The sequence below is a fragment of the Solirubrum puertoriconensis genome (assembly GCF_001483135.1).
Taxonomy (GTDB): Bacteria; Bacteroidota; Bacteroidia; order Cytophagales; family Hymenobacteraceae; genus Solirubrum; species Solirubrum puertoriconensis.
The window spans coordinates 744,437-764,964 of the sequence record NZ_LNAL01000008.1 but is presented as its reverse complement, the minus strand read 5'-3'; the positions used below and the strand labels follow the sequence as shown (position 1 = coordinate 764,964).

Below are 20,528 nucleotides of genomic sequence, written 5' to 3'. Positions count from 1 at the left end.
AGGCTAAGCGAAGTTTCTGCTACCTAGGGCTGGTTGATATTACAAAGAGGTGTACCACGCTCATCAGTACCTAGCGCGGGGCCAAACGCGAGTAAATGACGGAGTCGAGAAACTGCCCGTTGTGGTAGAAGTTCTCGCGGAAGTAAGCCTCCTGCACAAAGCCGTGTTTTTCGAGTAGCCGCCGCGAGGCTGCGTTGTGGGGGTTTACGTTGGCCTCGAGGCTGTGCATCCCTAGGTGTTCGAAGGCGTAGCGGCATACCTCGTCCAACGCTTCGCCCATCAGCCCTTGTCCCCACAAATCGGGGTGCAACAGGTAGCCAAGCTCGGCGCGGTGGTGCTCCGCTGTAATGTTCCACGGCCCGATGGTGCCTACTATCTCAGTGCCGGGCCGCAGGCAAATGCCCCACATAACGCCTTGGTTTTTGGCAATCAGCTCGTCGGTGCTTCTGATGAGCTCCAACGCCTGCTCCTCGGTCGTCATCGGCTCGCGGTCGAAATAGCGCATTACGCGTTCGTCGGAGCGGAGTCGCAACAAAGCAGGTGCATCGGAGGGCAGCAAGCGGCGCAGGCTTAAGCGGCTGGTACGCAGCTCGGCTACGGGCGACAGATTGATAGTGAGCATAAACAAACCTAGGAGTTTCTGCTTAGCGGCAACTTACCGGGCAGCAATAAAGCGTTGGTCAGCGGCTACAAGCGGCCTTGTGTGGCGGCCAAAACAAAAGCGCTGCACACCAGCAGGCGTGCAGCGCTTTTGTGTGCTCAGACAAACTTAGCCGCGCGGCATGGAGGTGCCGGGCTTGGCACCGGGCTTTTCCGAGGGCTTGAACATGGGGTCCACGGCATCCATGTCGAGGAAGTGCGAGAACGTGTCGCCGCGCAAGCCCAAACGAATGGTTTCGAGGCTAACTACCTCCGAGGGTGCGATGTTGCCGAGGTTTACGTTGGCGCCGAGCAGCTTCACAAACCAAACCTGCTGAGCCTTTTGCGGGGCTTCCCACAAGATGCGCTCCGACGGAATTTTGGTCAGGATTTCTTCTACCAGACCCGAGCGTACTTCGCCGGTGCTGCGGAACAAACCCACATTACCACCTTCGCGGGCTTCGCCGATAACTTTGAGCGCGCCGGCCTCCAACTCGGTTTGCATCTGGCTGATCCACTTATAGGGCGGAATAATCTTCTCGGCGTCTTTGGAGCCTACCTCCGACAACACCTTTACCTGGCCCGACAGCTGCCGAATGAACTCGCACTTTTGGTCGTGGTCGAGCTCAATTGAACCATCCGATACCTCGGCGTACTCCATTCCAAACTGGTCGAGCAGGCGGCGGTAATCGTCGAACTGTCCGCGGATGATGAAGGCCTCGAACAAGGTGCCTCCGAAGTACACCGGAATGCCGGCGGCCTTGTAAGCCTCCAGTTTTGGACGCAGGTTAGGCGTCACGAACGACGTGGCCCAGCCTAGTTTCACAATGTCGGTATACGCCGCCCCTACTTCCAGAAAGTCTTCTACTTCGCGTACGCTCAGGCCTTTATCCATTACCATGGTAAAGCCTTGCTCGCGGGGTTTCTCGGTGCGTTCGGGGATTTGGGTAAGATCGTAATTCATGCGTTGGTGTGGGGTAACGAGGCTTGGGCGCACCCGCCTAGGTAAGCAGACAAAAGGCTTGAAAAAGGTGCTACACCTCTTTCAAGCCTCAAATGTCTACGTACTCAGTACTTGGTACCCAATACTCAAAAATCTACTTGCGGTATTGCTCGATCAGCCGCGTTAGGGCGCGCTGCTGCTCCAGCTCCGGAAAGAACTCGAACAGCAGCTTGTGCTTGTCGAAGTCCAAAAGTAGGGCATTTTCGAGTACATCGTACGCCTGGCGGTAGCGGCCAGCCGCCAACAAGTAGGCGCACAGGCGGTACATCAGGTCGGCCTCGGTGGGCAACAGCTCGCTGGCCGCCTTCATCAAATCGATGGCGGCATCGTAGTTGCCCTGCTCGTACAGGATGGCACTCCAGTTAATCCAGCCTTCGGGCATTTCAGGCGCTACCTGCGTGGCTTTGTCGTAGGCCTCGATGGCGCTAACTACGTTGCCCACCTGGTACTCGGCATTGGCCAGGGCCAGCCAGTACTCGCCGCTTTCCTCGTACAGGCTCACGGCTTTGCGGTAGAAGTGCAGCGCCTCAAACCAGTGCTCCTGCGCATCGAGCACCACGCCAATGCCAAACCACGCCTCGTCCATTTCAGGGTCGATGTCGAGGGCTTGGCGGTAGTAGCGGCGGGCGGGGTCCCACTGGCGCAGCTTCTCGTGGCATTCGCCAATATTGCACAGGGCCTCGGCCGTGGGTTTGCCCTCCTCGTAGCTTAGCTGAAACTCGTCGATGGCACGCTGGTACTCCTCCATGCTCACGAAGGCACTGGCCAGGTAGGCGTGGGCTTCGTAAAACTTCGGATCGATGACGATGGCGTAGTCGAAGGCCTGCGCAGCGTTGCCAAACTGCCCGGCTTTGTAGTAGGCCTGCCCTAGGTTGTACCAAGCAATTGCCGAGTAAGGATCTTCGTCGGTAAAGCGCCGGAAAAACTCCAGATTCTGCTCCAGTCGTCCCGATACCTCCAGGCAGAAAAGTAGTTCCTGCACAGCCGCGTCGTTGTCGGGGTTGATGCGCAGGCTTTGCTTGTAATTGCGGGCTGCGCTCTTAAACTTCTGCCACTGTTGGTAGGCCAGGCCTAGGTTGAAGTAAATGTCGTCGCGGTCGGGGGCACGTTCTATACCTTGCTGAAAATACCCTACAGCCGCCGCAAAGTCGCCCTGTTGCGTGGCAATGATGCCACGCGTAACGGGTACATCGGCGCTGTCGGGCTCGCGGCCGGCTACTTCATCTATTTGTTGCAAAGCCTGCTGGTACTCGCCACGCATAGCCAATACCTGCGCCCGGTCGATGAGTAACTCCGTAGAGAACGGGTACTGCGCAACCGCGGCTTCGCAGGCTTGCAAAGCTTTATCAAACTGGGCCGTGGAGGTATAATGGTCGATGATGTTCTCGAAATCTGCCAGATCAAAGAACACCGGCTCGCCTTCGGCAATCATGCGCTCAAAGCGGCGCACCGTTGCCAATACTTCGTCCTGTTCCTCAGAGTGTTCGTTCATTCTCATGTTATCAGCAAACGGCTGCGGCAGCAATGTAGCTGCGGCACCCCTCTTCTGTACGGCTTGCCAATAGTTGCGGACAGGCCCTAGGGTTGTACAACCCCGCTGGCGGGCGTGGAGTTCGGAGCGGCCATCAATCCGGCGCAGGCCCACTGTATTGTTTCCAGTAGTGGCCGGAAACGCATGCCCGTGGCTTGCTGCACCTTGGCCGCGTTGTACACCACTGGGCGGCGGCCCGCACGAGCCGTGTCCTTGGTGATGAGCGGCCGCGAGCCGGTGAGCACGCCCCGTACGTGCTCGAACCGCCAGATAATTTCGGCGGCCCAATCGGGTACCTGCACCGTCGGGGGCTTTTTACCGAAGCAAGCCGCCGCCTGCCGAAAAAACTCGATCAGCGGCATAGCGTCGGCACTCAAAATGTACCGCTCGCCCGTCACGTCAAGCTCAAAAGTCAGGCGCAGCATGGCTTCCACCACGTCGCGTACATCTACAAAATTAACGCTTCCGGGGGTGTAAAACGAATGCTCTTTATAAGCATACCGAAATAGCTGCGTGCTGCTCCGTTCCCAGTTGGTAGCACCCAGGATAACCGAAGGGTTTACAATAATCGCCGAAAGGCCTTCGGCCACGCCCCGCCACACTTCGGTTTCGCCTAGGTACTTGGAAGTGGCATATGCCGGGTGCGAAGCGCCTAGGTCCCACTTGGCCTTTTCGTCGAGCTCGGGGCTGGTAGCCGTAGCCGGCAAACCGCCCAGCGCGGCCACCGACGATACGTGGCACAACCGAATGCCTGGCCGTGCCAGACAAGCATCCACAACCGCGGCAGTGCCTTCAACATTTACTTGCCGCAGCAGCTCCTCATCTTGCGGTGCATACGAAACCAGCCCGGCACAATGAAACACGTGTGTTACCCCCGCGGTAGCTTCGCGCAGCACGCCTGAGTCGCGCACGTCGCCTTCAATCCATTCCACCCGATCGGCACCTAGCACATGCCCAGGCACCTTATCGCGGTACAAGGCCCGAACGGTAAAACCGCGGGCCAGCAGCGCCGGTATCAGGTACGAACCAATTAAGCCGCTACTGCCAGTTACAAAAATCATCAGCTAATGAAAGGCCGGTGAGGGCGCTGCTTACCTGCTACAGCTCACGATTAAGCAGCGGCAAGCGCAACAGTTTGCCTAGGTACTCACTTTGCAACACCCGCTGCAAGGAGTTGGTATGCCTTAGGTTGTGTGCGTCGGTGCCTGCAAAATCAACCAGTCCGGCATCGATGAGTTTTTCTGCTACGCGTTTTGCACCCGATGAGTAGTAGCCAACCAGCGAATTAAGATTGAGTTGCAGCAGTACGCCCATTTCGCGGATTTTCTCGAGCTCGACAAAACGGCCATACAGGTATGTATACCGCTCCGGATGCGCTAACACGGGCTGGTAACCGGCAGCTTTTAATTCAAAAACGACCTCCTGCAAATTGAAAGGCTCGTTGATGTACGAGGTTTCAAACAGCAAGTAGCGCTTATCGGCGCCAAAGCTCAGCAATTGCTCGCCTGCTGCCAGTTTGCGCGTCAACGACTCGTCGAGGTAGTATTCGGCGGCACAACTCAGCTCCATTCCGCAACCGGCTTTGGTTGCAGCTTCTTGCAGTTGGCCCAAGGCAGCATGCACGCCTTCGGACGTATTGCGGTAGAAGTCGCCCATGATGTGCGGCGTCATCACCAGCTTACGATAACCTAAGGCTTCCATAGCCCGCAACAGCTCAACCGACTGTTCCACTGACTCTGAGCCATCGTCGAGGCCGGGCAGTAAGTGCGAGTGCATATCGGCGCCCAGCTCAGCCAGCGCAAATTCCGATACGCTTGTTCGACGCCCGAAGAGCTTTTGAAGGAAGGAGGCCATAGGTGTGTTGCCGCAACTTACGAAAAGCGGCGACGCAATTGGCCAAACAGTCCTTTGGGAGCTGGCTCGTCCTCGTAGTAGCCGTAGCCGCTGCCGTAGCCATAGCCATAGCCGTAGCCGTAGCCATAAGCTCCTCCAGCTTGGGCATCGTTCAAGATGGTAGTGAGCTTGTTAAAGCCGCTACCGCGCACCAGCTTATTAATGTTTTTCAGGAACGTCTTTTTGGAATAACCAGCTCGCACAATGTAGATCGGGATATCAACCTTGCGCATGATCAGTACACCGTCGGTTACCAGACCCACCGGAGGTGTATCGATGATAACCACGTCGTACTGCTGCTTAAGCTCCTCCAGCATTTGATCAAATTGCGGATGCAGAATCAATTCCGAAGGATTCGGCGGTGTTGGTCCGGCCGAAATAAAATCCAGCGTCGGAATGCTAGTGCGCTGAATACACTCCTGCACCGTATGCCGTTCAATCAGAATTGTGCTTACGCCCTTAGTATTTTCTGCCTCAAACGCCAAGTTCACTTTGGGCTTGCGCATGTCCAGATCAATGATGATTACACGTTGATCGGATAGTGCAATAATGCCGCCTAAGTTTACAGCCACAAAGGTTTTTCCCTCCCCTGATATAGTGGAGGTAATGGAAATAAGCCGCTTGTGTTTTGAGGGAGCTAAAAACTCCAGATTCGTTCTAATCGAACGAATAGCTTCGGAAATCGCCGATTTGGGATTTTTATCCACAATCAGCTTAGAGACGGTCAGCTTTTCTTTATCGTACGACGGCACCACCCCTAATACGGGTGCAACTGTGTTCGATTCCAATTCTCGCACAGTTGTAATGGTGTTGTGCAGGAAAAAACGTACCGCTACCAATCCTAGCCCTAAGGCTACACCCGCCGCCAAACCGATGGCATACACCATAGTCCTGACAGGGAATATGGGTGCAGTTGGCAAAGTAGCCGGTGAGAGTATTTGGAAATCAGGTGTTGTTCCAGCTTTCTGAATGCTAAACTCTACCTTTTTGTCCATCAGCATCAAGTACGTTTTTTCGTACAGATCGAACGGACGGCGCAAACGAACCAACTCTGTTTCTTTTTCTGGAAGTAGTTGCAAACGTCCTTCCAATTCACGCTGCTGCTGATTTAGCTTACTTACTTCTGAGCGCACTAATTGGCTGGCCTGCTGCAGAAGCCGACGGATAGATCGACGGGTAAAATCTAACTGCTCGCGCCGAATTTGAACGGCAGTGGTAGTAGGCTTGTAGGATTCAAGCAGCCGATTCATATCAGCCTGCTGATCGTTCAGAACTCCAATTTGCTGCGTTAACTGGGCATCTTCTAGAATTGCAAGGGCAGGAATACTTTGCTCTATGTCGTCTCCTTCCTGCACCATTACCTGGTTCTGCTCAACTAACTGAGCTATTTCCCCAATTGCTCCCGCCTTACGCAGTAGTTGTTCTTTTTCCTCCTCCAAGGCTTCCATCTTCTCTGTAATGGTAGCCAAGTCAGATTTAACGTCGTACGTCTTATTACGCTTTACAAATTCTTGCAAGGCTTCCTCAGCACCCTGTAAACGCTGGCTATTCTGATCCAGCTGGCCTTCCAAAAAGGCTAATGCTTGCTGAGTTGCTTGAGTATTCTTAGCCAGCTTCTCTTGGAGATACAGCGTATCTATTTTATTAACTATATCGCGTGCTTTCTTAGGATTATGGTCTTTGAACGATATAGCGATAGTATTTGCTTCTGGATTAATAATTTCAACCGTTAAGCCCTGATCGATATACGACCAAACGGATGAATTATCATGAATTATAAAATAATATGGAATATTGGGCTGTATAGCTTGTTCAGTTGGCTTTAGAACAATGAATGAATTACCAATTTTCAATGGCTGGTTAAACACACCATCAACTCGTACGTCACCACTCTCTGCTTTGCTAACAAGCGAAAAGCGCTTGGCGTCGCTAAATACTATATCAAATTTTCGATTGTACAAAATCTGATCAGCAGGATCGTAATCAATCCGAAAAGGAGTGGCATTATATAGCTCACTCGCTAATACAGTGCCCTCAACGAAATAGCTTACGTTAAGATTAAGCGAATCTTGAAGCTTTCGATAAATCAAATTTGATTTGATCAACTCAACTTCGCCGGCTAGGTTCTTAGCATTCTGCTGCGCTTCAGCAGACCCTCCAACGCCTCCTAGTCCTAAAACAGCACTTTGAGTTTTCTGGTCAATCTTCAGGGTTGAGGCAGACTGATAAACAGGTTGCGTGTAGCGCAGGTAAAGCCAAGCCGCTGTTAACCCTAGGGCAATGAGCAGCACCATCCAAGGCAAGCTCCGTCGCGTCACCATTAGCAACGTAGCCACGTCGAAGCTGCTTTCGGCAACGTCGTCGGTTTCTTCGCCGCTTGCGCGAATCAATTCTTCCAGTTCTGCTTCCTTATTTACTGCCATGCGGAAAAGCGGGTTTGGCCACACTCACGGCTACCCTTGCAAAAATTAGAGACGATCTATAATAAAGACCGAAGTTGAGACGAGAGCGGTTATGGTGCCGAGCAATCCAATAAGCGGTGCTGCATCCTGTAAGCCCTGGATGAATGCCGAACGACGTGCTGGTTCAATGTATATCACATCATTCGGCTGCACCTTCAGGTTGGCCTGCCGCATACCAGCAATTGTGGTCAGGTCGATTACCTGTACTTGTGCCCGCTTGAAACTACCGCTGGCCTCGGGCCGGATCAGGCGGATGTTATTGAGCTTTCCTCCTATAGCTGAAGCAACTCCACCAGTGTTATTGGGCCCGCCTACAGCTGCAATCACCTCAATTAGACTCATGTTCTCGTTTGTTAAGGGCACAATTTGCCCCCCAGGAGTACCAAGTACTACTACCCGATGGTTGGTAACTCGGGTTTGCACAAACACCCCGCGATAGAACTTATCGTAAAGAGTTTGTAGCAGACTATCTGCTTGACGTGCTGTTAGGCCCGCAACCCGCACTGGTTCAATAACAGGCAGTACAACTCTTCCGTCGGGGCCCACCAAATAGTCAGTGGGTGCGGGTGCAGCGCCGCCACCTCCGCCGCGGGTAGTTAATACCCGCTGCTGACGATTGGCGCTACCAACACCGCCAGATTGTGCTCCCGGCGAGCCGAAACCAAGCTCTCCGTTCGGGTCGATCAGCCGTTCGCCTTCGTTGGTAAACACGCGAACTTCTAAGTAATCATTCGGCTTAATTCGGTAGGTACCCTGCACTTGTGACAAGGCTCCCCGAATCATCAGCGTATCGGCACTGTCTCGTTTTGTGGGGCGAAACATAATGCTTTGCTGATAACGTCGCGAGGATGCGCACGAACCAAGCAGTGTCAGCAAAGACAAGAATAGCAGAATACGTGAGGGGCGGAATGATTTGATTAGATGCATGAAAACCGCCCCATAAGGCGAGCTGGTTTTAGTGGATTGCCAATTTTGGCACTAACGTCAGATTACAACGAATTTGTGCCAAAAAACCATCAAAGAAATCGAATAAAGAGCCCCTTTCAAAATTGGCTCTTGGCAGACGGGCTATCATATCATCTTCGGCTACGCAAAATTCGTACCTTCGCTTGAACCAAACGAGCGTTTGTTTTACCGCCCTACCTCCCCGTCATTCCCACATCATTCACTTTTCCATGGAACTGGTAGCTACTGAAAACCAGACAATGATTGCCCAAATGGTGCGCGACTTCGGCGCCACCCACATCAAGCCCTTTATGCGTGAGTGGGATGATACGCAGGAGTTTCCCGTAGAGGTCTTCCACAAACTGGGTGAACTAGGCCTTATGGGCGTGTTGGTGCCGCAGGAGTATGGCGGCGCCGGATTTGGTTACACCGAATACGTGACGGCTATTGCCGAGTTGTCGAAGATTGACCCCAGCATTGGCTTGTCGATGGCTGCGCATAACTCGCTTTGCACCGGTCATATTTTACAGCACGCTTCGGAAGAACAAAAGCGTAAATACCTACCGAAGCTCGCCAGCGGCGAGTGGATCGGTGCTTGGGGCCTGACAGAACCCAATACCGGCTCCGATGCCGGCAACATGCGCACCACCGCAGTGCTCGACGGTGACCATTACGTACTGAACGGCGCCAAAAACTTCATTACGCACGGCAAGAGCGGCAACGTAGCCGTAGTAATTGCCCGCACCGGTGAAGTTGGCGACTCGCATGGCATGACGGCCTTTATCATTGAGCGGGGCACTCCCGGCTTTGAAGCAGGCCGCAAAGAAGACAAGCTCGGTATGCGTGCTTCGGAAACCACCGAACTGATCTTCACCGATTGCCGAGTACCTAAGGAGAACGTAATCGGCAAAGTTGGCGACGGGTTTGTGCAGGCGCTCAAAGTGCTCGACGGTGGCCGCATCAGCATTGCTGCGCTGTCGCTGGGTATTGCACAAGGTGCGTACGAAGCAGCACTGCAGTATTCGAAAGAGCGTCAGCAATTCAATCAACCTATCAGCAACTTCCAAGGCATCAGCTTCAAGCTCGCCGATATGGCGACAGAAATTGAAGCGGCTTCGCTGCTGACGTACCGCGCTGCCGACATGAAGGACCAAGGCCTGAGCGTGAACCGCGAGTCGGCCATGGCCAAACTGTATGCTTCGGAAGTATGCGTACGCGTATCGAACGAGGCTGTGCAAATCTTCGGTGGCTATGGCTACACCAAAGATTACCCAGCCGAGAAATTCTACCGCGACTCCAAGTTGTGCACCATCGGCGAAGGAACTTCTGAAATTCAGAAGCTCGTTATTGCACGTACTATTCTGAAGTAGAGGAACCTGACAGAGGCTTGCATCGTAACATCTTGGCTGTTACCTTTGCAACCCTCAAACTCTGAAACTCCACGCTTTCTTTTTTTATGCTCATCGTCCAAATCAAGGAAAACGAGTCGGTTGACCGCGCGCTGAAGCGTTTCAAGAAAAAATTCGAACGCACGGGTGTGCTGAAAGAACTACGTCGCCGCACGTTTTTCCAGAAGCCGTCGGTGACCAAGCGTAAGCAACGCGAAAAGGCTGCTTACAAGCTGGCTACGTACGGCACGCAAGACTAATTTTTTGCGCCGTACTGGCTAAGTAGCACAGCTGATTGCTGCTATTAAGCTCACAGCGGGCCTGCCCTACCTAGGGCAGGCCCGCTGTTTTTTATGTTCCGATTATCGTTGGGGTTTTCTACATTGGGCTCTGCAGTTGCCGCTGTTGCGGCTTCCCCTATGGAAGCATTTTTTGATTACCTACGCTTCGAGCGTCGCTACTCGCCGCACACTGTGCTGTCGTACCAAACGGATTTACGGCAGTTTCAGGATTACCTGCTGCACACCTACGAGGTGCAGGACGCAGCCACGGCCGATCATACCCTGATTCGCTCCTGGATTGTGACGCTTATGGAGCAGCAGCGCGACCCGCGTACGGTGAATCGGAAAATTGCCTGCTTGCGCTCCTTCTATAAATTCTTGCTGCGCACTGGGCACGTTGCTCGCAACCCCATGTTGCGCATTACGCCGCCCAAAACAAACAAGAAGCTGCCCGACTTCGTGCCCGAGCAATCGTTAAATCAACTGCTCGATTCGTTTCAGTTCGAAGATTCGTTTGCAGGCGCACGTGATCAGCTGATGCTGGAAATGCTGTACGGCACGGGCATTCGCCTTTCCGAACTAATTGGCATTGAGCATCACGACGTGAGCTTACCGGCACGCACGGTACGCGTTACGGGCAAAGGCAACAAGCAGCGCGTGGTTCCGCTTAATCCGTCGCTTATCGGCGTGCTCGAAAATTATATCGCACGCAAAACCAGCGAGTTTGGCAGCGCGGGCAACGCCACTGCGTCCCTCCTCGTTACGGATAAAGGCAAGCCGCTCTATCCGCAGCTGGTGTACCGTACCGTAAAGCATTACCTAGGGCAAATTACCTCGGCACCCGGGCAGCAGCACCCCCACGTGTTGCGCCACTCCTTTGCTACGCACTTGCTGGGCAAAGGGGCCGATTTGAACGCCATTAAGGAGTTGCTTGGGCACGCCAACCTAGCTGCTACGCAGGTGTACACGCACCTGAGTATCGACAAATTGAAAGCTGTGTTTGAAAAGGCCCACCCAAAGGCCTGAATTCCCTTTGTCTTACCCCAAAACCCTACAACCGATGAAAGTACAGATGCAATCGGTGCACTTCACCGCCGATCAAAAGTTGCTCGACTTCATCCAGAAGCGCCTCGATAAGCTCGAAACGTTTTACGACCGCGTAACAGAAGGCGAGGTTATCATGCGCCTGAACAACAACGACGGCGTCGACAATAAAACTGTTGAAATCAAGCTATTCGTACCGGGTACTACCCTATTCAGTCAGGAAAACGCTTCGAGCTTTGAAGCCGCCGCCGACTCGGCAGCGGAGCAATTGAAGAAACAGTTGATACGCCACAAGGAAAAGCAAACGGCGCACTAACTTCCTAGGTGCCATAAAACAGGAGGCCCTGCCGCAGCTGCGGCAGGGCCTCCTGTTTTATGGCACCTAGGGCCAATTACAGATTGAAGGCTTGCTTGATCTGATCGACGTAATCGAGCTTTTCCCAAGTAAAGGTTTCTACTTGGCGGGTTTCGTTGTTTGGCAAGGATACTTGCTTAGTCTGCGACTCGCGGCCCATGTGGCCGTAAGCGGCGGTTTCGCCGAAAATGGGGTTCTGCAAGCCAAAGCGTTGTACAATGGCGTACGGGCGCATGTCAAACAGCTGCTGCACCTTCTCGGCAATTTGCCCATCGGTGAGTTGCTGGCCATTGCCATCGGTGGCCTTGGTGGTGCCGTAGGTGGTTACGTACAGGCCTACGGGCTTCGCTACGCCAATAGCGTAAGCTACTTGCACCAGCACTTGGTCGGCCACGCCGGCGGCAACCAAGTTTTTGGCGATGTGCCGGGCAGCGTAAGCGGCCGAGCGATCTACTTTCGAAGAGTCTTTGCCCGAGAAAGCACCGCCGCCGTGGGCTCCTTTGCCACCGTAGGTATCCACGATGATCTTACGGCCGGTGAGGCCTGAGTCGCCGTGGGGGCCGCCGATTACAAATTTGCCAGTGGGATTGATGTGGTAGGTGATTTCATCTGTGAAGAGCTGCTGCACCTCGGCGCTGAGCTGGGCCTTTACGCGCGGAATTAGGATACCTTTAACATCCTCCGAAATACGGCGGAGCATGGTTTCTTCCGAAGCATCGAAGTCATCATGCTGCGTCGAAACCACGATGGTGTCGATGGCTTCGGGCGTGTTGTCGTCGGAGTAGCGGATGGTTACCTGCGACTTGGCGTCGGGGCGCAGGTACGTCATCTGGCGGCCTTCTTTGCGAATGGCCGACAGCTCGCGCAATAAACGGTGCGACAAATCGAGCGCCAACGGCATGTAGTTGTCGGTTTCGCGCGTGGCGTAGCCGAACATCATGCCTTGGTCGCCGGCGCCTTGGTCTTCGGGGTTCTGGCGCTCTACGCCTTGGTTGATATCGGGCGACTGCTCGTGCAGCGCCGACAAAATGCCGCACGACTCGGCCTCGAACTTGTACTCGGCTTTGGTGTAGCCAATGCGGCGAATAACCTCGCGAGCTACGCCTTGCACATCGACGTAAGCTTTCGATTTTACTTCACCAGCTACGACTACCAGACCGGTGGTAACAAGTGTTTCGCAGGCGACTTTGGAGGAAGGGTCCTGCCGCAGAAATTCGTCCAGGATGGCGTCGGAAATCTGGTCGGCTACTTTGTCGGGGTGGCCCTCCGAGACGGATTCAGAGGTAAACAGATATGGCATTGCGCTGAGATAGTGCCGGCTTCGGTGAAACCTAAAACCCGCGGAGAAGCCCCGGCAGAGCAACCCACAGGTGGGCCGCAAAGCTACCGAAAATCAGGAAAGCACATCGGTTCGGCCGCTGGAAAGCGGCAACGGCGATTACATCTCCGATTGCCAGCAGAGAAATCCAGCGCAAAGCCATGGGCCAACCCTACGGCTGAGGCTGCGTTTCAGGGAGCAACAACATTCCTGTTTCTTCTTTCCTCCTACCATGAAAATGCTTATGCTCCGTGCAGCCCTGTTGCTGAGTGGCTTGCTTCCACTGGCTGCACAGGCTCAATACCGCACTCCTTACCAAACCAGCATCTACGTCGACGGCCCCATCGTTGGCGGCTTGTTGCTGGCTACTGGCTTAGCCTTCGATAAAGCACAAAACGGCGAAGGCCTAACCGATGGCGAAGTTTTAGGCCTGCGCCGCGAAGACGTTAATGGCTTCGACCGTTTTGCGGCGGGCTACTATAACCCCGACGTAAAAAAGGCCAGCGACTATCCTTTTTATGGCTCTTTTGCAGCACCCGCTGCTCTGATATTGGCCGACTCGAAGGTGCGCGACAAAGCAGGCCAGGTTGGCGTGCTGTACCTAGAGGCTATTTCGCTTACAGGCGCGCTGTTTACGCTCTCCACGGCTACGGTAGAACGCAGCCGCCCCTTGGCCTACAGCAACGACCCTAGGCTGACGCTCAGCCAGCGCGGCAACAACAACGCCAACAACTCCTTCTTTGCAGGCCACACGGCAGCCACCGCCACCAACACGTTCTTCTTCGCCAAGGTATTTCACGACTTCCACCCTGAATCGGCGGCACGGCCTTTCGTGTGGACGGCGGCTGCGGCCATACCGGCCGCTGTGGGCTACATGCGTCTGAAAGCAGGCAAACACTTTTTGTCGGATAACCTAGTTGGCTATGCCGTGGGTGCGGCCTCGGGTATACTGGTGCCGCAATTGCATAAAAAGCGTCGGGGTGGTGTATCGATGGTGCCGATGCAAGGTATTAATGTAAATGGCTACTCTTACGGCGGTTTGTTGTTGACGAAGCGACTGTAGGTTGATCCACACTAAGGCAGAGGGCCGGTGCAGCAGTTGCTGCACCGGCCCTCTGCCTTAGTACCGTTCGCACTAGCACCTAGGGCATATTCCATGGCTTAAACTAAATGCAATGAACATTCCCTGTGTATAGATTTACAGGATTTTTGAACCCTGATTCTATGCGTTTTTTTACCCGTATTGCTTTATTATGTTTTGGTCTGCTGCTCGGTACCTTACAAGCATCAGCCCAGGTATTCGAGCCAGGATACGTAGTGTTAGCAGCGGGCGACACGCTGCGCGGCGAGGTAGAGAACAACTACTGGTCGGCGCCGCCCAAGGACATCCGCTTCCGCCCTACTGCTCAAACGCCGCCTACCACCTACCTGGCGCGGCAGCTGCGTGGCGTGCACCTAGAGAGCGGGCGTCTGTTGCGGCGCGAGGTGTTGCCCATCGACTACACCGTGACATCGGACCTGAAGCGCATGCCCGAGCAGCTCAGGATTGAGCAACGGCCCGACACAGTGCTGGCCGATGTGCTGGTAACGGGCGCGGCCTCGCTGCTGATGATTGAGGACGGCAACGTGAAGCACTACTTTGTGCAGCGCGAACAGCGGCCCTACATTGAGCTGGTGCCACGCAAGCACCGCCAAAACCAAGGCGGCATCACCAAGGTAGTTGATGCCAACAACTACCGCGGCCAGCTGGAGCTATACTTCCTTGAGTGCCCAAGCGTGGTGGCTGCACTACCCAAAACCGCTTTTACAGAAACGGGACTGACCAACCTTGTGCAGTTGTATAACCGCGAGTGCTCAACCACACGCCAGCCGGGCAGCACCAACTTTGTTGCCAAGGACCGCAGCCGGTACCGGGTTGTGGTGGGACCAACCTTTGGCGTGCGCTACAATTCGCATCGCCTGCGCCTCGCCGATAGCCCTGGCCTGGAGCCACCCACACTTGACGGCCTGCAAGCCGACGGCCGCCCACACGGACAGCTAGGGGTATTTTTTGACTTGCTGTTTCCGGGCCGGCAGTTGGCGCTGCACACGGCCATCAGCCGGGCAAACTTTGGACGCACGGCCGAGCTGCGTGCGGGCGGTTACGAGGGCACACTTGATTGGCGTGGCTCATTTACGGCGATTGAGATTGGCCTACGCTACCTGCGCCCCCTAGGTACGCAGTTTCAGCTGGTGGCCGGCACGGGGCTGCAGCTGTTCTCGACCGACGCATTCCAGCGTTTTGAGGCCAACGAGTTGCGCTACACAACTACGCCGTGGGGACGCAACGTGGTTAGCCGCAACGAAGTGTACGGCTTCGAGAGCACACGCCTCCCGTACCTAGAGGTGGGCCTGCGGCAAGACCGCCTGACGCTGATGCTCCAGGCCCGCCGCTACGGTCTAGGCGGCTACTACGACCCCGTGGTAGTGCGCTCGGTGGCGCAGGAATCCGGCATGACTTACAGCAGCGGCTACAATTACAAAGCGCGCACCCTCAGCCTGACGCTGAGCCTCGCGGTTCAGATTAACCGCAACACCGACGCCAAAGAGTAACCAACTCCCACACAGCGTTTCCAACTTAACGAAGCAAAGCGGCCGCGCTCAAGATTGGGCGCGGCCGCTTTGCTTCGTTAGGCTTATCCCTAGGTGCTATTTGCCCCCGCTGCTACCAACAGCGGTACCAGCCGCCGCGGCAGCTGACTGATTGCGCAGCGTAGTTTCGAAAAGCTTGAGGATGCGCTTGTACTCGTCGGTCCAGGATGAAGGCTCCACGAAGCCGTGGTCTTCTACGGGGTACACGGCTAGCTCCCAGTTATCCTTGCCAAGCTCGATGAGGCGCTGCGTGAGGCGCACGATGTCCTGGAAGTGCACGTTGGTATCAACCATGCCGTGGCACATCAGCAGGTTGCCTTTCAGGCCCTCGGCGTAGTTGATGGGCGACGAGCGGGCGTAGGCAATGGAGTCGTTGTAGGGCTCGTTGAGGATGTTGTCGGTGTAGCCGTGGTTGTAGTGGGCCCAGTCGGTAACGGAGCGTAGGGCGGCACCCGACTTGAACACCTCGGGCTGCGTAAACATGGCCATCAGCGTGATGAAGCCGCCATAGGAGCCGCCGTAAATGCCAATGCGCTGCGGATCGACGTTGTACTTCTCAACAAGCAGCTTGGCGCCATCAACGTGGTCGGAGAGGTCTTTGCCGCCCATGTAACGGTAGATGCCGGTGCGCCAGTCGCGGCCGTAGCCGGCCGAGCCGCGGTAATCCACATCGAGCACGGTGTAGCCGCGGTCGGCGAGCAGGTTATGGAACATGTACTCGCGGAAGTAGGTGCTCCACCACTTGTGCGCGTTCTGCAGATAGCCGGCGCCGTGCACAAAGATTACGGCCGGCCGCGTAGGATCGGGCTGTGCGGGGCGGTACAGGCGGGCGTGCACCCTGGCGCCGTCCCGGGCCTTAAAGGTTACCACCTCCGGCTCGCGCCATTTGTAGCTCTCGAACTCCTGGGTGGTGGAGCGGGTAAGCTGGCGCATTTTGGCGCCGGGCTTGTTGTCCATCACGTACAGTTCCCAGGGCTTGTTGGAGAAGCTGTAGCGCACGGCCAGGGTTTTCTCGTCTGGCGAGAGGGCTACCTCATGAGCACCACTTTGGGTGGTGATTTGCGTGAGCGGCCCGCCCTCAGCTGGCATGCGGTAGAAGTGCTGCTCGCCGGGGTGCGACTTGTTGGCCGTGATGTACCACGTCTTCTTGTCGCGGCTGAGCTTGGCTTGCTGCACTTCGAAGTTACCGCTGGTCAGGGCTTTCTTCTGGCCCGAAGTAACGTCGACGGTATACAGGTGCGAGTAGCCGGTTTCTTCGCTCTGAAAATACATGCGGCGGCCATCGGGCATCCAGCCTACGTTGCCGGCCTCGTAGCCAATACCCGGTCCGTTAATCCAGGCTTCGTCGCGCTGGCGGTCGAGCAAGGCAATTTTCTGCGTGGTGGGGTCGAGCGACACAATCCATCGGTCTTTGTTGTCGGTGGAGCGCATCACCAGGAAAGCGCGCTGGCCCGAGTCGTTCCAATACGGCCCGTGCGGTATTACGCGGCGCAGCTCGGTGGCAGGTTTGTCTTTGCTAGTGGCTTTGTCGCCTTCGGCAGGCACGGGGGCTTTGGCCTTCAGGGCGTACTCTTTGCGGTAGGCAGGCTGCTCGTCGAGGCCCTTCAGCTCCTTGTAGCCGAGCACGAAGGTGGTGTCGCGGCCGATGTCGTAGATACCCAGCTCGTAGGCCGTTTGCGGCGCGCCCACCTTGTTGCGGGTGTTGATGTCCTCCGTGAAGCCCGAAGCCGTGACGAAGGCCGGCACAATGGCCACCTTATCGTTGGTGGGGGCTTGTACCAGCGAGTAGGTTACGTAGCGGCCATCGGGCGAGAGGCGCAGGTTCTCGACGGTTTGGTTGCCTAGGTAAATGGGCTTGGGCCGCAGCTTAGCCAGGGCCTTTTGCAGCCGCTCGCGGGCTTGGCGGTCTTGCTCGCGCAGCTTTATCACCTGAAACAAAGCCAACTGCTGCGCCCGCAGGTACTTCTCCGATTTATCCGTAGAAGGGCCGGGCGGCCGCTGCCCCCGCCGAAAATCGGTGCGCTGGGTGGTTTCGCCGGTAGCGGGGTCCCAGGTGAACAGGTTGCCGTTGCGGGTGTAGCTCACGGCGCGGCCTTGCAGGGCAAACTCGGGCTCCATCTCGCGCTCGGCGGTATTGGTGATGCGCCGCGTTTTGCCCGATTTCAACTCAAGCAAATAAATGTCGCCGTCCTTCTCGTACACCTTGCGGGTGTGGGAGGCGTCGTAGTCGCCGCGCGTGGTGGGCAGCTGGCGCTGCTCGGCCAGGCTTACTTTACGCGGGGCTTTGCCATCGGGCGTGGTGTAGTAAAGCGAGTCGCGGCGGGCGCGCTCGGGGTTCCACTGAAAATAAATGCGCTTGCCGTCTTCGCTCCAGTACTGGGCCGAGGGCAGACCGCCGAGCCATTGGGCCGGCTCGCGCATAATTTTCTCGACGGTAAGCGGCGCCAACGGCGAACCAGCCTGCGGAGTTTGGGCCACGGCCGCCACCGGCCACAAAGCCAGCAGCCGCAGCGCACTAGAAAAACGCATAACGATGGTATTCGGGGGAGGAAAAAGGAAGAAGCGCAACTTACGCATCGCCAAAGACAAGCCCTAGGTGCCGCCGTTGCAACCAGCCTGCGGCAAGGAGCATGCTGCGGCACCTAGGGGCAGTTTAGTTTACCCGCTTAGGTCATCAAGCCCGCGGCCGTTTTCCCAAGCTTGCAGCTCGGCGGCGAGGTTGCGCCGGGCGGCCGCGTCGCGCTGTTGTTGCGCGTAGCGGGTGCGGTAAAGCTGCGGCGCCTCGAGCAAGTGGCGCAACACTTTGGCGCGGCCCGGCCGGTACAGCAGCTTGGGTACCAAGTTGTACTCCTGCCGCACTTGCCGGGCGTAGGCAGCGTATTGCGCGGGTTCGGCACCTAGGATCCACAAGTCGGCATCGAGCAGCAAGGCTGTGTCGAGGCCGTCGTTGGGCTCGGTGCGGGCGTGGTGCTGGGTGCGCCGGATAAGGTAATCGAGGCGGGCCAGCTGCTCGGCCGACAGGCGGCTGCCTTGCAAGTACTGCAATGCCGCCTCGGCGCTGCGGGCTTCGTTGTCGTGGCGCAAGGAGTCGTACACAGCATCGTGAAACCACACGGCCAGCTCCAGCACCGCCGCATCAGAGGCTTTTTCGGGGTGCGCATCGAGCACCGCAAACATGGTGGCGAGGTGTGCCAACGCGTGGTAGTGCCGATCGGGCCCGGCGTAAGCACCCAGTACATAACGCCAGGCAGCCTCGCCGGCCGCGGTGGGCAACAGCGGAGCTACCGTTTGTTGCCAGCGCGCGGCCAACGAGGCTGCTTGGGGTTGGTCAGGAGTTGTCACCTAGGGCTAGAAGTTTAGCGGCGGGTGCTTTTCGTCGAACTCGGTGGCATCCTGGTAGGCCTTCGCCAGGGCAAGTAGCTTGGCCTCTTGGTACAGCTGTCCCGTGAAGGTGATGGTACTCGGAAGCCCGCCGGGCCGGAAGCCGTTCGGCACCACCACGGCCGGGTGACCGGTGAGGTTGGTAATAACCAGGTTGCTGCTGAACGAAGGTGCCACGTACCCGTCGAGGTCTTTGATGCGGGCATCCAATTCTTCGATCAGAAGTCGGCGGGCACGTTGGGCTTGGATGTACTCCACGGCCGGCACAAAGCGCGAAGCCCGGAACAGGTTGGGCCAGGCATTGCGGTCTTGCTTTACCATGGAGGCGTCGCGGCCCGAGCGGGTGAGGTCGTCGAAAGCGGCGGCCCCTTCAGCCGTGAGCAGGAAAGTCATGTCGCCGGCCGGCAGCTTCGGCAGTTCAATTTCCACCAGCTGCACGCCCAGCTTACGAAGGGTTTCCAGCACGGCCTGGTCGTTGGCTTTGGTGGGGTACGTGCGGTCGAAATCGGCTTTTACGTAGCCAATGCGTAGCTTTTTGAGGTCGGTATCGAAAGCGTAGCGGAAAGGCCACACGTTGCTTGGCACCGTTAGGGTGGCCGCGTCGCGGCTGTCGAGGCCATCCAAAGCAGCAAACACCAGGGCGCAGTCTTCGGCCGAGCGGGTAATGGGTCCGGCTTTGTCCATCGACCAGCTCAAAGCCATAGCGCCGGCGCGGCTTATACGGCCGTAAGTCGGCCGCAGGCCAGTGGTGCCGCAGGCCGTGCTCGGGCTTACAATCGAACCTAGGGTTTCAGTACCGATGGCGTAGGGCACCAAGCCAGCGGCCACTGCCGAGGCCGAACCAGCCGACGAGCCGCTGCTGCCTTTGCTGATGTCCCAGGGGCTGCGCGTCATGCCGCCGTACCACACGTCGCCCATGGCCAGCTCGCCTAGGGTAAATTTGGCTAACAGCACTCCGCCGGCGTCGCGCAGGCGCGTTACCACGGCGGCGTCTTCATCGAGCGTCTGGTCTTTGTAAGGCACCGAACCCCAAGTGGTTTTGTAGCCCTTGGTGCTGAACAAGTCCTTCACGCCAAACGGCACCCCGTGTAGCGGCCCGCGGTACTTACCGCGCCGTATTTCATCGTCGGCTTGGCGGGCTTGCTGCAGGGCTAGGTCCTCGGTGAGCGAGGTTACGCACAGCAGCTTGGAGTCGTACTTTTTCAGGCGCGCCAAAAAGAACTTGGTTAATTCTTCGGAGCTGACTTGCTTGGTACGCAGCAGCTCGCCGAGCTGGCGCACGGTGTAGAAAGCCAGATCGTCGCGGTTAGAGGGCAGCGTTACTTTGCCCATTTTGGGCAGCTTGCCGTGGTCGACGCGCATTTTCTCGATGCCGGTGGGCCGCAGGCGCAGCGGCACCGGGTCGAACACGGTAGTGGGTGCTACGCCATTCGGAATGGGCAGCTTGCGCAAGGCTTCGTAGCTGCTTCGCGAATCAGTCACTTCGCGGCGGGCCGAATCGAGCTGTGCATCGGAAAAATGCAGGCCCATAAGCTCCTGGGCGGCTCGTAACATGGGCACCGTTACGGCACTAGGTGCATCGGTAGCGCGCATGGTAAGGGCACCGGCCACAAAGCAGACGGCGCCGCCGAGCAGAGAAGGAAAAAGTTTTTTCATG

17 protein-coding genes are annotated in these 20,528 nt (G+C 56.5%); 6 read left to right on the top strand and 11 right to left on the bottom strand.

Going from position 1 to position 20,528, the window contains the following annotated elements; translation table 11 throughout:
- Window positions 1-70: 70 nt before the first annotated feature.
- From ASU33_RS17430 to ASU33_RS17400, 7 genes are all read right to left on the bottom strand, one after another.
- Window positions 71-622, bottom strand: coding sequence for a GNAT family N-acetyltransferase (locus tag ASU33_RS17430; protein WP_059072105.1), 552 nt, complete (start codon window positions 620-622; stop codon window positions 71-73).
- 147 nt (window positions 623-769) lie between these two features.
- On the bottom strand, window positions 770-1,603 hold the full coding sequence (locus ASU33_RS17425) for a phosphosulfolactate synthase (protein WP_059072104.1): 834 nt from the start codon (window positions 1,601-1,603) through the stop codon (window positions 770-772).
- Window positions 1,604-1,736: 133 nt separating this feature from the next.
- Complete coding sequence (locus tag ASU33_RS17420) at window positions 1,737-3,134, bottom strand: tetratricopeptide repeat protein (RefSeq protein ID WP_059072103.1); 1,398 nt, start codon at window positions 3,132-3,134, stop codon at window positions 1,737-1,739.
- A gap of 86 nt (window positions 3,135-3,220) precedes the next feature.
- Window positions 3,221-4,234, bottom strand: coding sequence for an NAD-dependent epimerase/dehydratase family protein (locus ASU33_RS17415; RefSeq protein WP_059072102.1), 1,014 nt, complete (start codon window positions 4,232-4,234; stop codon window positions 3,221-3,223).
- Window positions 4,235-4,271: 37 nt separating this feature from the next.
- Window positions 4,272-5,027, bottom strand: a complete 756-nt coding sequence (locus ASU33_RS17410) for a tyrosine-protein phosphatase (RefSeq protein WP_059072101.1) — start codon at window positions 5,025-5,027, stop codon at window positions 4,272-4,274.
- A 17-nt stretch (window positions 5,028-5,044) separates the two neighbouring features.
- Window positions 5,045-7,489, bottom strand: a complete 2,445-nt coding sequence (locus tag ASU33_RS17405; RefSeq protein WP_059072100.1) for a GumC family protein — start codon at window positions 7,487-7,489, stop codon at window positions 5,045-5,047.
- Window positions 7,490-7,534: 45 nt separating this feature from the next.
- The gene (locus tag ASU33_RS17400; protein ID WP_160328235.1) at window positions 7,535-8,404 is read right to left on the bottom strand and encodes a polysaccharide biosynthesis/export family protein; all 870 of its coding nucleotides are present in this window, start codon (window positions 8,402-8,404) and stop codon (window positions 7,535-7,537) included.
- Between the two features lie 299 nt (window positions 8,405-8,703).
- On the opposite strand from ASU33_RS17400, the gene ASU33_RS17395 reads away from it, so the two are divergent.
- From ASU33_RS17395 to hpf, 4 genes are all read left to right on the top strand, one after another.
- A complete protein-coding gene (locus ASU33_RS17395; RefSeq protein WP_059072098.1) occupies window positions 8,704-9,843 on the top strand; it encodes an acyl-CoA dehydrogenase in 1,140 nt (379 codons plus the stop codon).
- Window positions 9,844-9,929: 86 nt separating this feature from the next.
- On the top strand, window positions 9,930-10,121 hold the full coding sequence (gene rpsU, locus ASU33_RS17390) for a 30S ribosomal protein S21 (protein ID WP_059072097.1): 192 nt from the start codon (window positions 9,930-9,932) through the stop codon (window positions 10,119-10,121).
- A 159-nt stretch (window positions 10,122-10,280) separates the two neighbouring features.
- Entirely contained in the window at window positions 10,281-11,168 is an 888-nt protein-coding gene (locus ASU33_RS17385) for a tyrosine-type recombinase/integrase (protein WP_059072096.1), read from the top strand.
- A 34-nt stretch (window positions 11,169-11,202) separates the two neighbouring features.
- A complete protein-coding gene (gene hpf / locus ASU33_RS17380) occupies window positions 11,203-11,502 on the top strand; it encodes a ribosome hibernation-promoting factor, HPF/YfiA family (protein ID WP_059072095.1) in 300 nt (99 codons plus the stop codon).
- A 76-nt stretch (window positions 11,503-11,578) separates the two neighbouring features.
- Here hpf and metK read toward each other — a convergent pair whose 3' ends face one another.
- The gene (gene metK / locus ASU33_RS17375) at window positions 11,579-12,841 is read right to left on the bottom strand and encodes a methionine adenosyltransferase (protein WP_059072094.1); all 1,263 of its coding nucleotides are present in this window, start codon (window positions 12,839-12,841) and stop codon (window positions 11,579-11,581) included.
- A gap of 262 nt (window positions 12,842-13,103) precedes the next feature.
- Here metK and ASU33_RS17370 point away from each other — a divergent pair, with 262 nt between their 5' ends.
- Both ASU33_RS17370 and ASU33_RS17365 read left to right on the top strand, forming a co-directional pair.
- On the top strand, window positions 13,104-13,922 hold the full coding sequence (locus ASU33_RS17370; protein ID WP_286130632.1) for a phosphatase PAP2 family protein: 819 nt from the start codon (window positions 13,104-13,106) through the stop codon (window positions 13,920-13,922).
- A gap of 161 nt (window positions 13,923-14,083) precedes the next feature.
- On the top strand, window positions 14,084-15,451 hold the full coding sequence (locus ASU33_RS17365) for a hypothetical protein (protein WP_059072092.1): 1,368 nt from the start codon (window positions 14,084-14,086) through the stop codon (window positions 15,449-15,451).
- Between the two features lie 96 nt (window positions 15,452-15,547).
- Here ASU33_RS17365 and ASU33_RS17360 read toward each other — a convergent pair whose 3' ends face one another.
- The 3 genes from ASU33_RS17360 to ASU33_RS17350 form a co-directional block, all read right to left on the bottom strand.
- Window positions 15,548-18,019: a prolyl oligopeptidase family serine peptidase gene (locus ASU33_RS17360; RefSeq protein WP_059072091.1), complete on the bottom strand. Its 2,472-nt coding sequence runs from the start codon at window positions 18,017-18,019 to the stop codon at window positions 15,548-15,550.
- A gap of 129 nt (window positions 18,020-18,148) precedes the next feature.
- Window positions 18,149-18,832 carry an HD domain-containing protein gene (locus ASU33_RS17355; protein ID WP_149867285.1) on the bottom strand — a complete coding sequence of 228 codons (684 nt, stop codon included), beginning with the start codon at window positions 18,830-18,832 and terminating at the stop codon, window positions 18,149-18,151.
- Between the two features lie 6 nt (window positions 18,833-18,838).
- Window positions 18,839-20,527: an amidase gene (locus ASU33_RS17350; RefSeq protein WP_059072089.1), complete on the bottom strand. Its 1,689-nt coding sequence runs from the start codon at window positions 20,525-20,527 to the stop codon at window positions 18,839-18,841.
- Window position 20,528 lies beyond the last annotated feature (1 nt).

Bases quoted from the DNA above. Each gene is read 5' to 3' on its own strand.
- ASU33_RS17430 (WP_059072105.1), bottom strand. From the start codon at position 622: ATGCTCACTATCAATCTGTCGCCCGTAGCCGAGCTGCGTACCAGCCGC.
- ASU33_RS17425 (WP_059072104.1), bottom strand. From the start codon at position 1,603: ATGAATTACGATCTTACCCAAATCCCCGAACGCACCGAGAAACCCCGC.
- ASU33_RS17420 (WP_059072103.1), bottom strand. From the start codon at position 3,134: ATGAACGAACACTCTGAGGAACAGGACGAAGTATTGGCAACGGTGCGC.
- ASU33_RS17415 (WP_059072102.1), bottom strand. From the start codon at position 4,234: ATGATTTTTGTAACTGGCAGTAGCGGCTTAATTGGTTCGTACCTGATA.
- ASU33_RS17410 (WP_059072101.1), bottom strand. From the start codon at position 5,027: ATGGCCTCCTTCCTTCAAAAGCTCTTCGGGCGTCGAACAAGCGTATCG.
- ASU33_RS17405 (WP_059072100.1), bottom strand. From the start codon at position 7,489: ATGGCAGTAAATAAGGAAGCAGAACTGGAAGAATTGATTCGCGCAAGC.
- ASU33_RS17395 (WP_059072098.1), top strand. From the start codon at position 8,704: ATGGAACTGGTAGCTACTGAAAACCAGACAATGATTGCCCAAATGGTG.
- rpsU (WP_059072097.1), top strand. From the start codon at position 9,930: ATGCTCATCGTCCAAATCAAGGAAAACGAGTCGGTTGACCGCGCGCTG.
- ASU33_RS17385 (WP_059072096.1), top strand. From the start codon at position 10,281: ATGGAAGCATTTTTTGATTACCTACGCTTCGAGCGTCGCTACTCGCCG.
- hpf (WP_059072095.1), top strand. From the start codon at position 11,203: ATGAAAGTACAGATGCAATCGGTGCACTTCACCGCCGATCAAAAGTTG.
- metK (WP_059072094.1), bottom strand. From the start codon at position 12,841: ATGCCATATCTGTTTACCTCTGAATCCGTCTCGGAGGGCCACCCCGAC.
- ASU33_RS17370 (WP_286130632.1), top strand. From the start codon at position 13,104: ATGCTCCGTGCAGCCCTGTTGCTGAGTGGCTTGCTTCCACTGGCTGCA.
- ASU33_RS17365 (WP_059072092.1), top strand. From the start codon at position 14,084: ATGCGTTTTTTTACCCGTATTGCTTTATTATGTTTTGGTCTGCTGCTC.
- ASU33_RS17360 (WP_059072091.1), bottom strand. From the start codon at position 18,019: ATGCGTTTTTCTAGTGCGCTGCGGCTGCTGGCTTTGTGGCCGGTGGCG.
- ASU33_RS17350 (WP_059072089.1), bottom strand. From the start codon at position 20,527: ATGAAAAAACTTTTTCCTTCTCTGCTCGGCGGCGCCGTCTGCTTTGTG.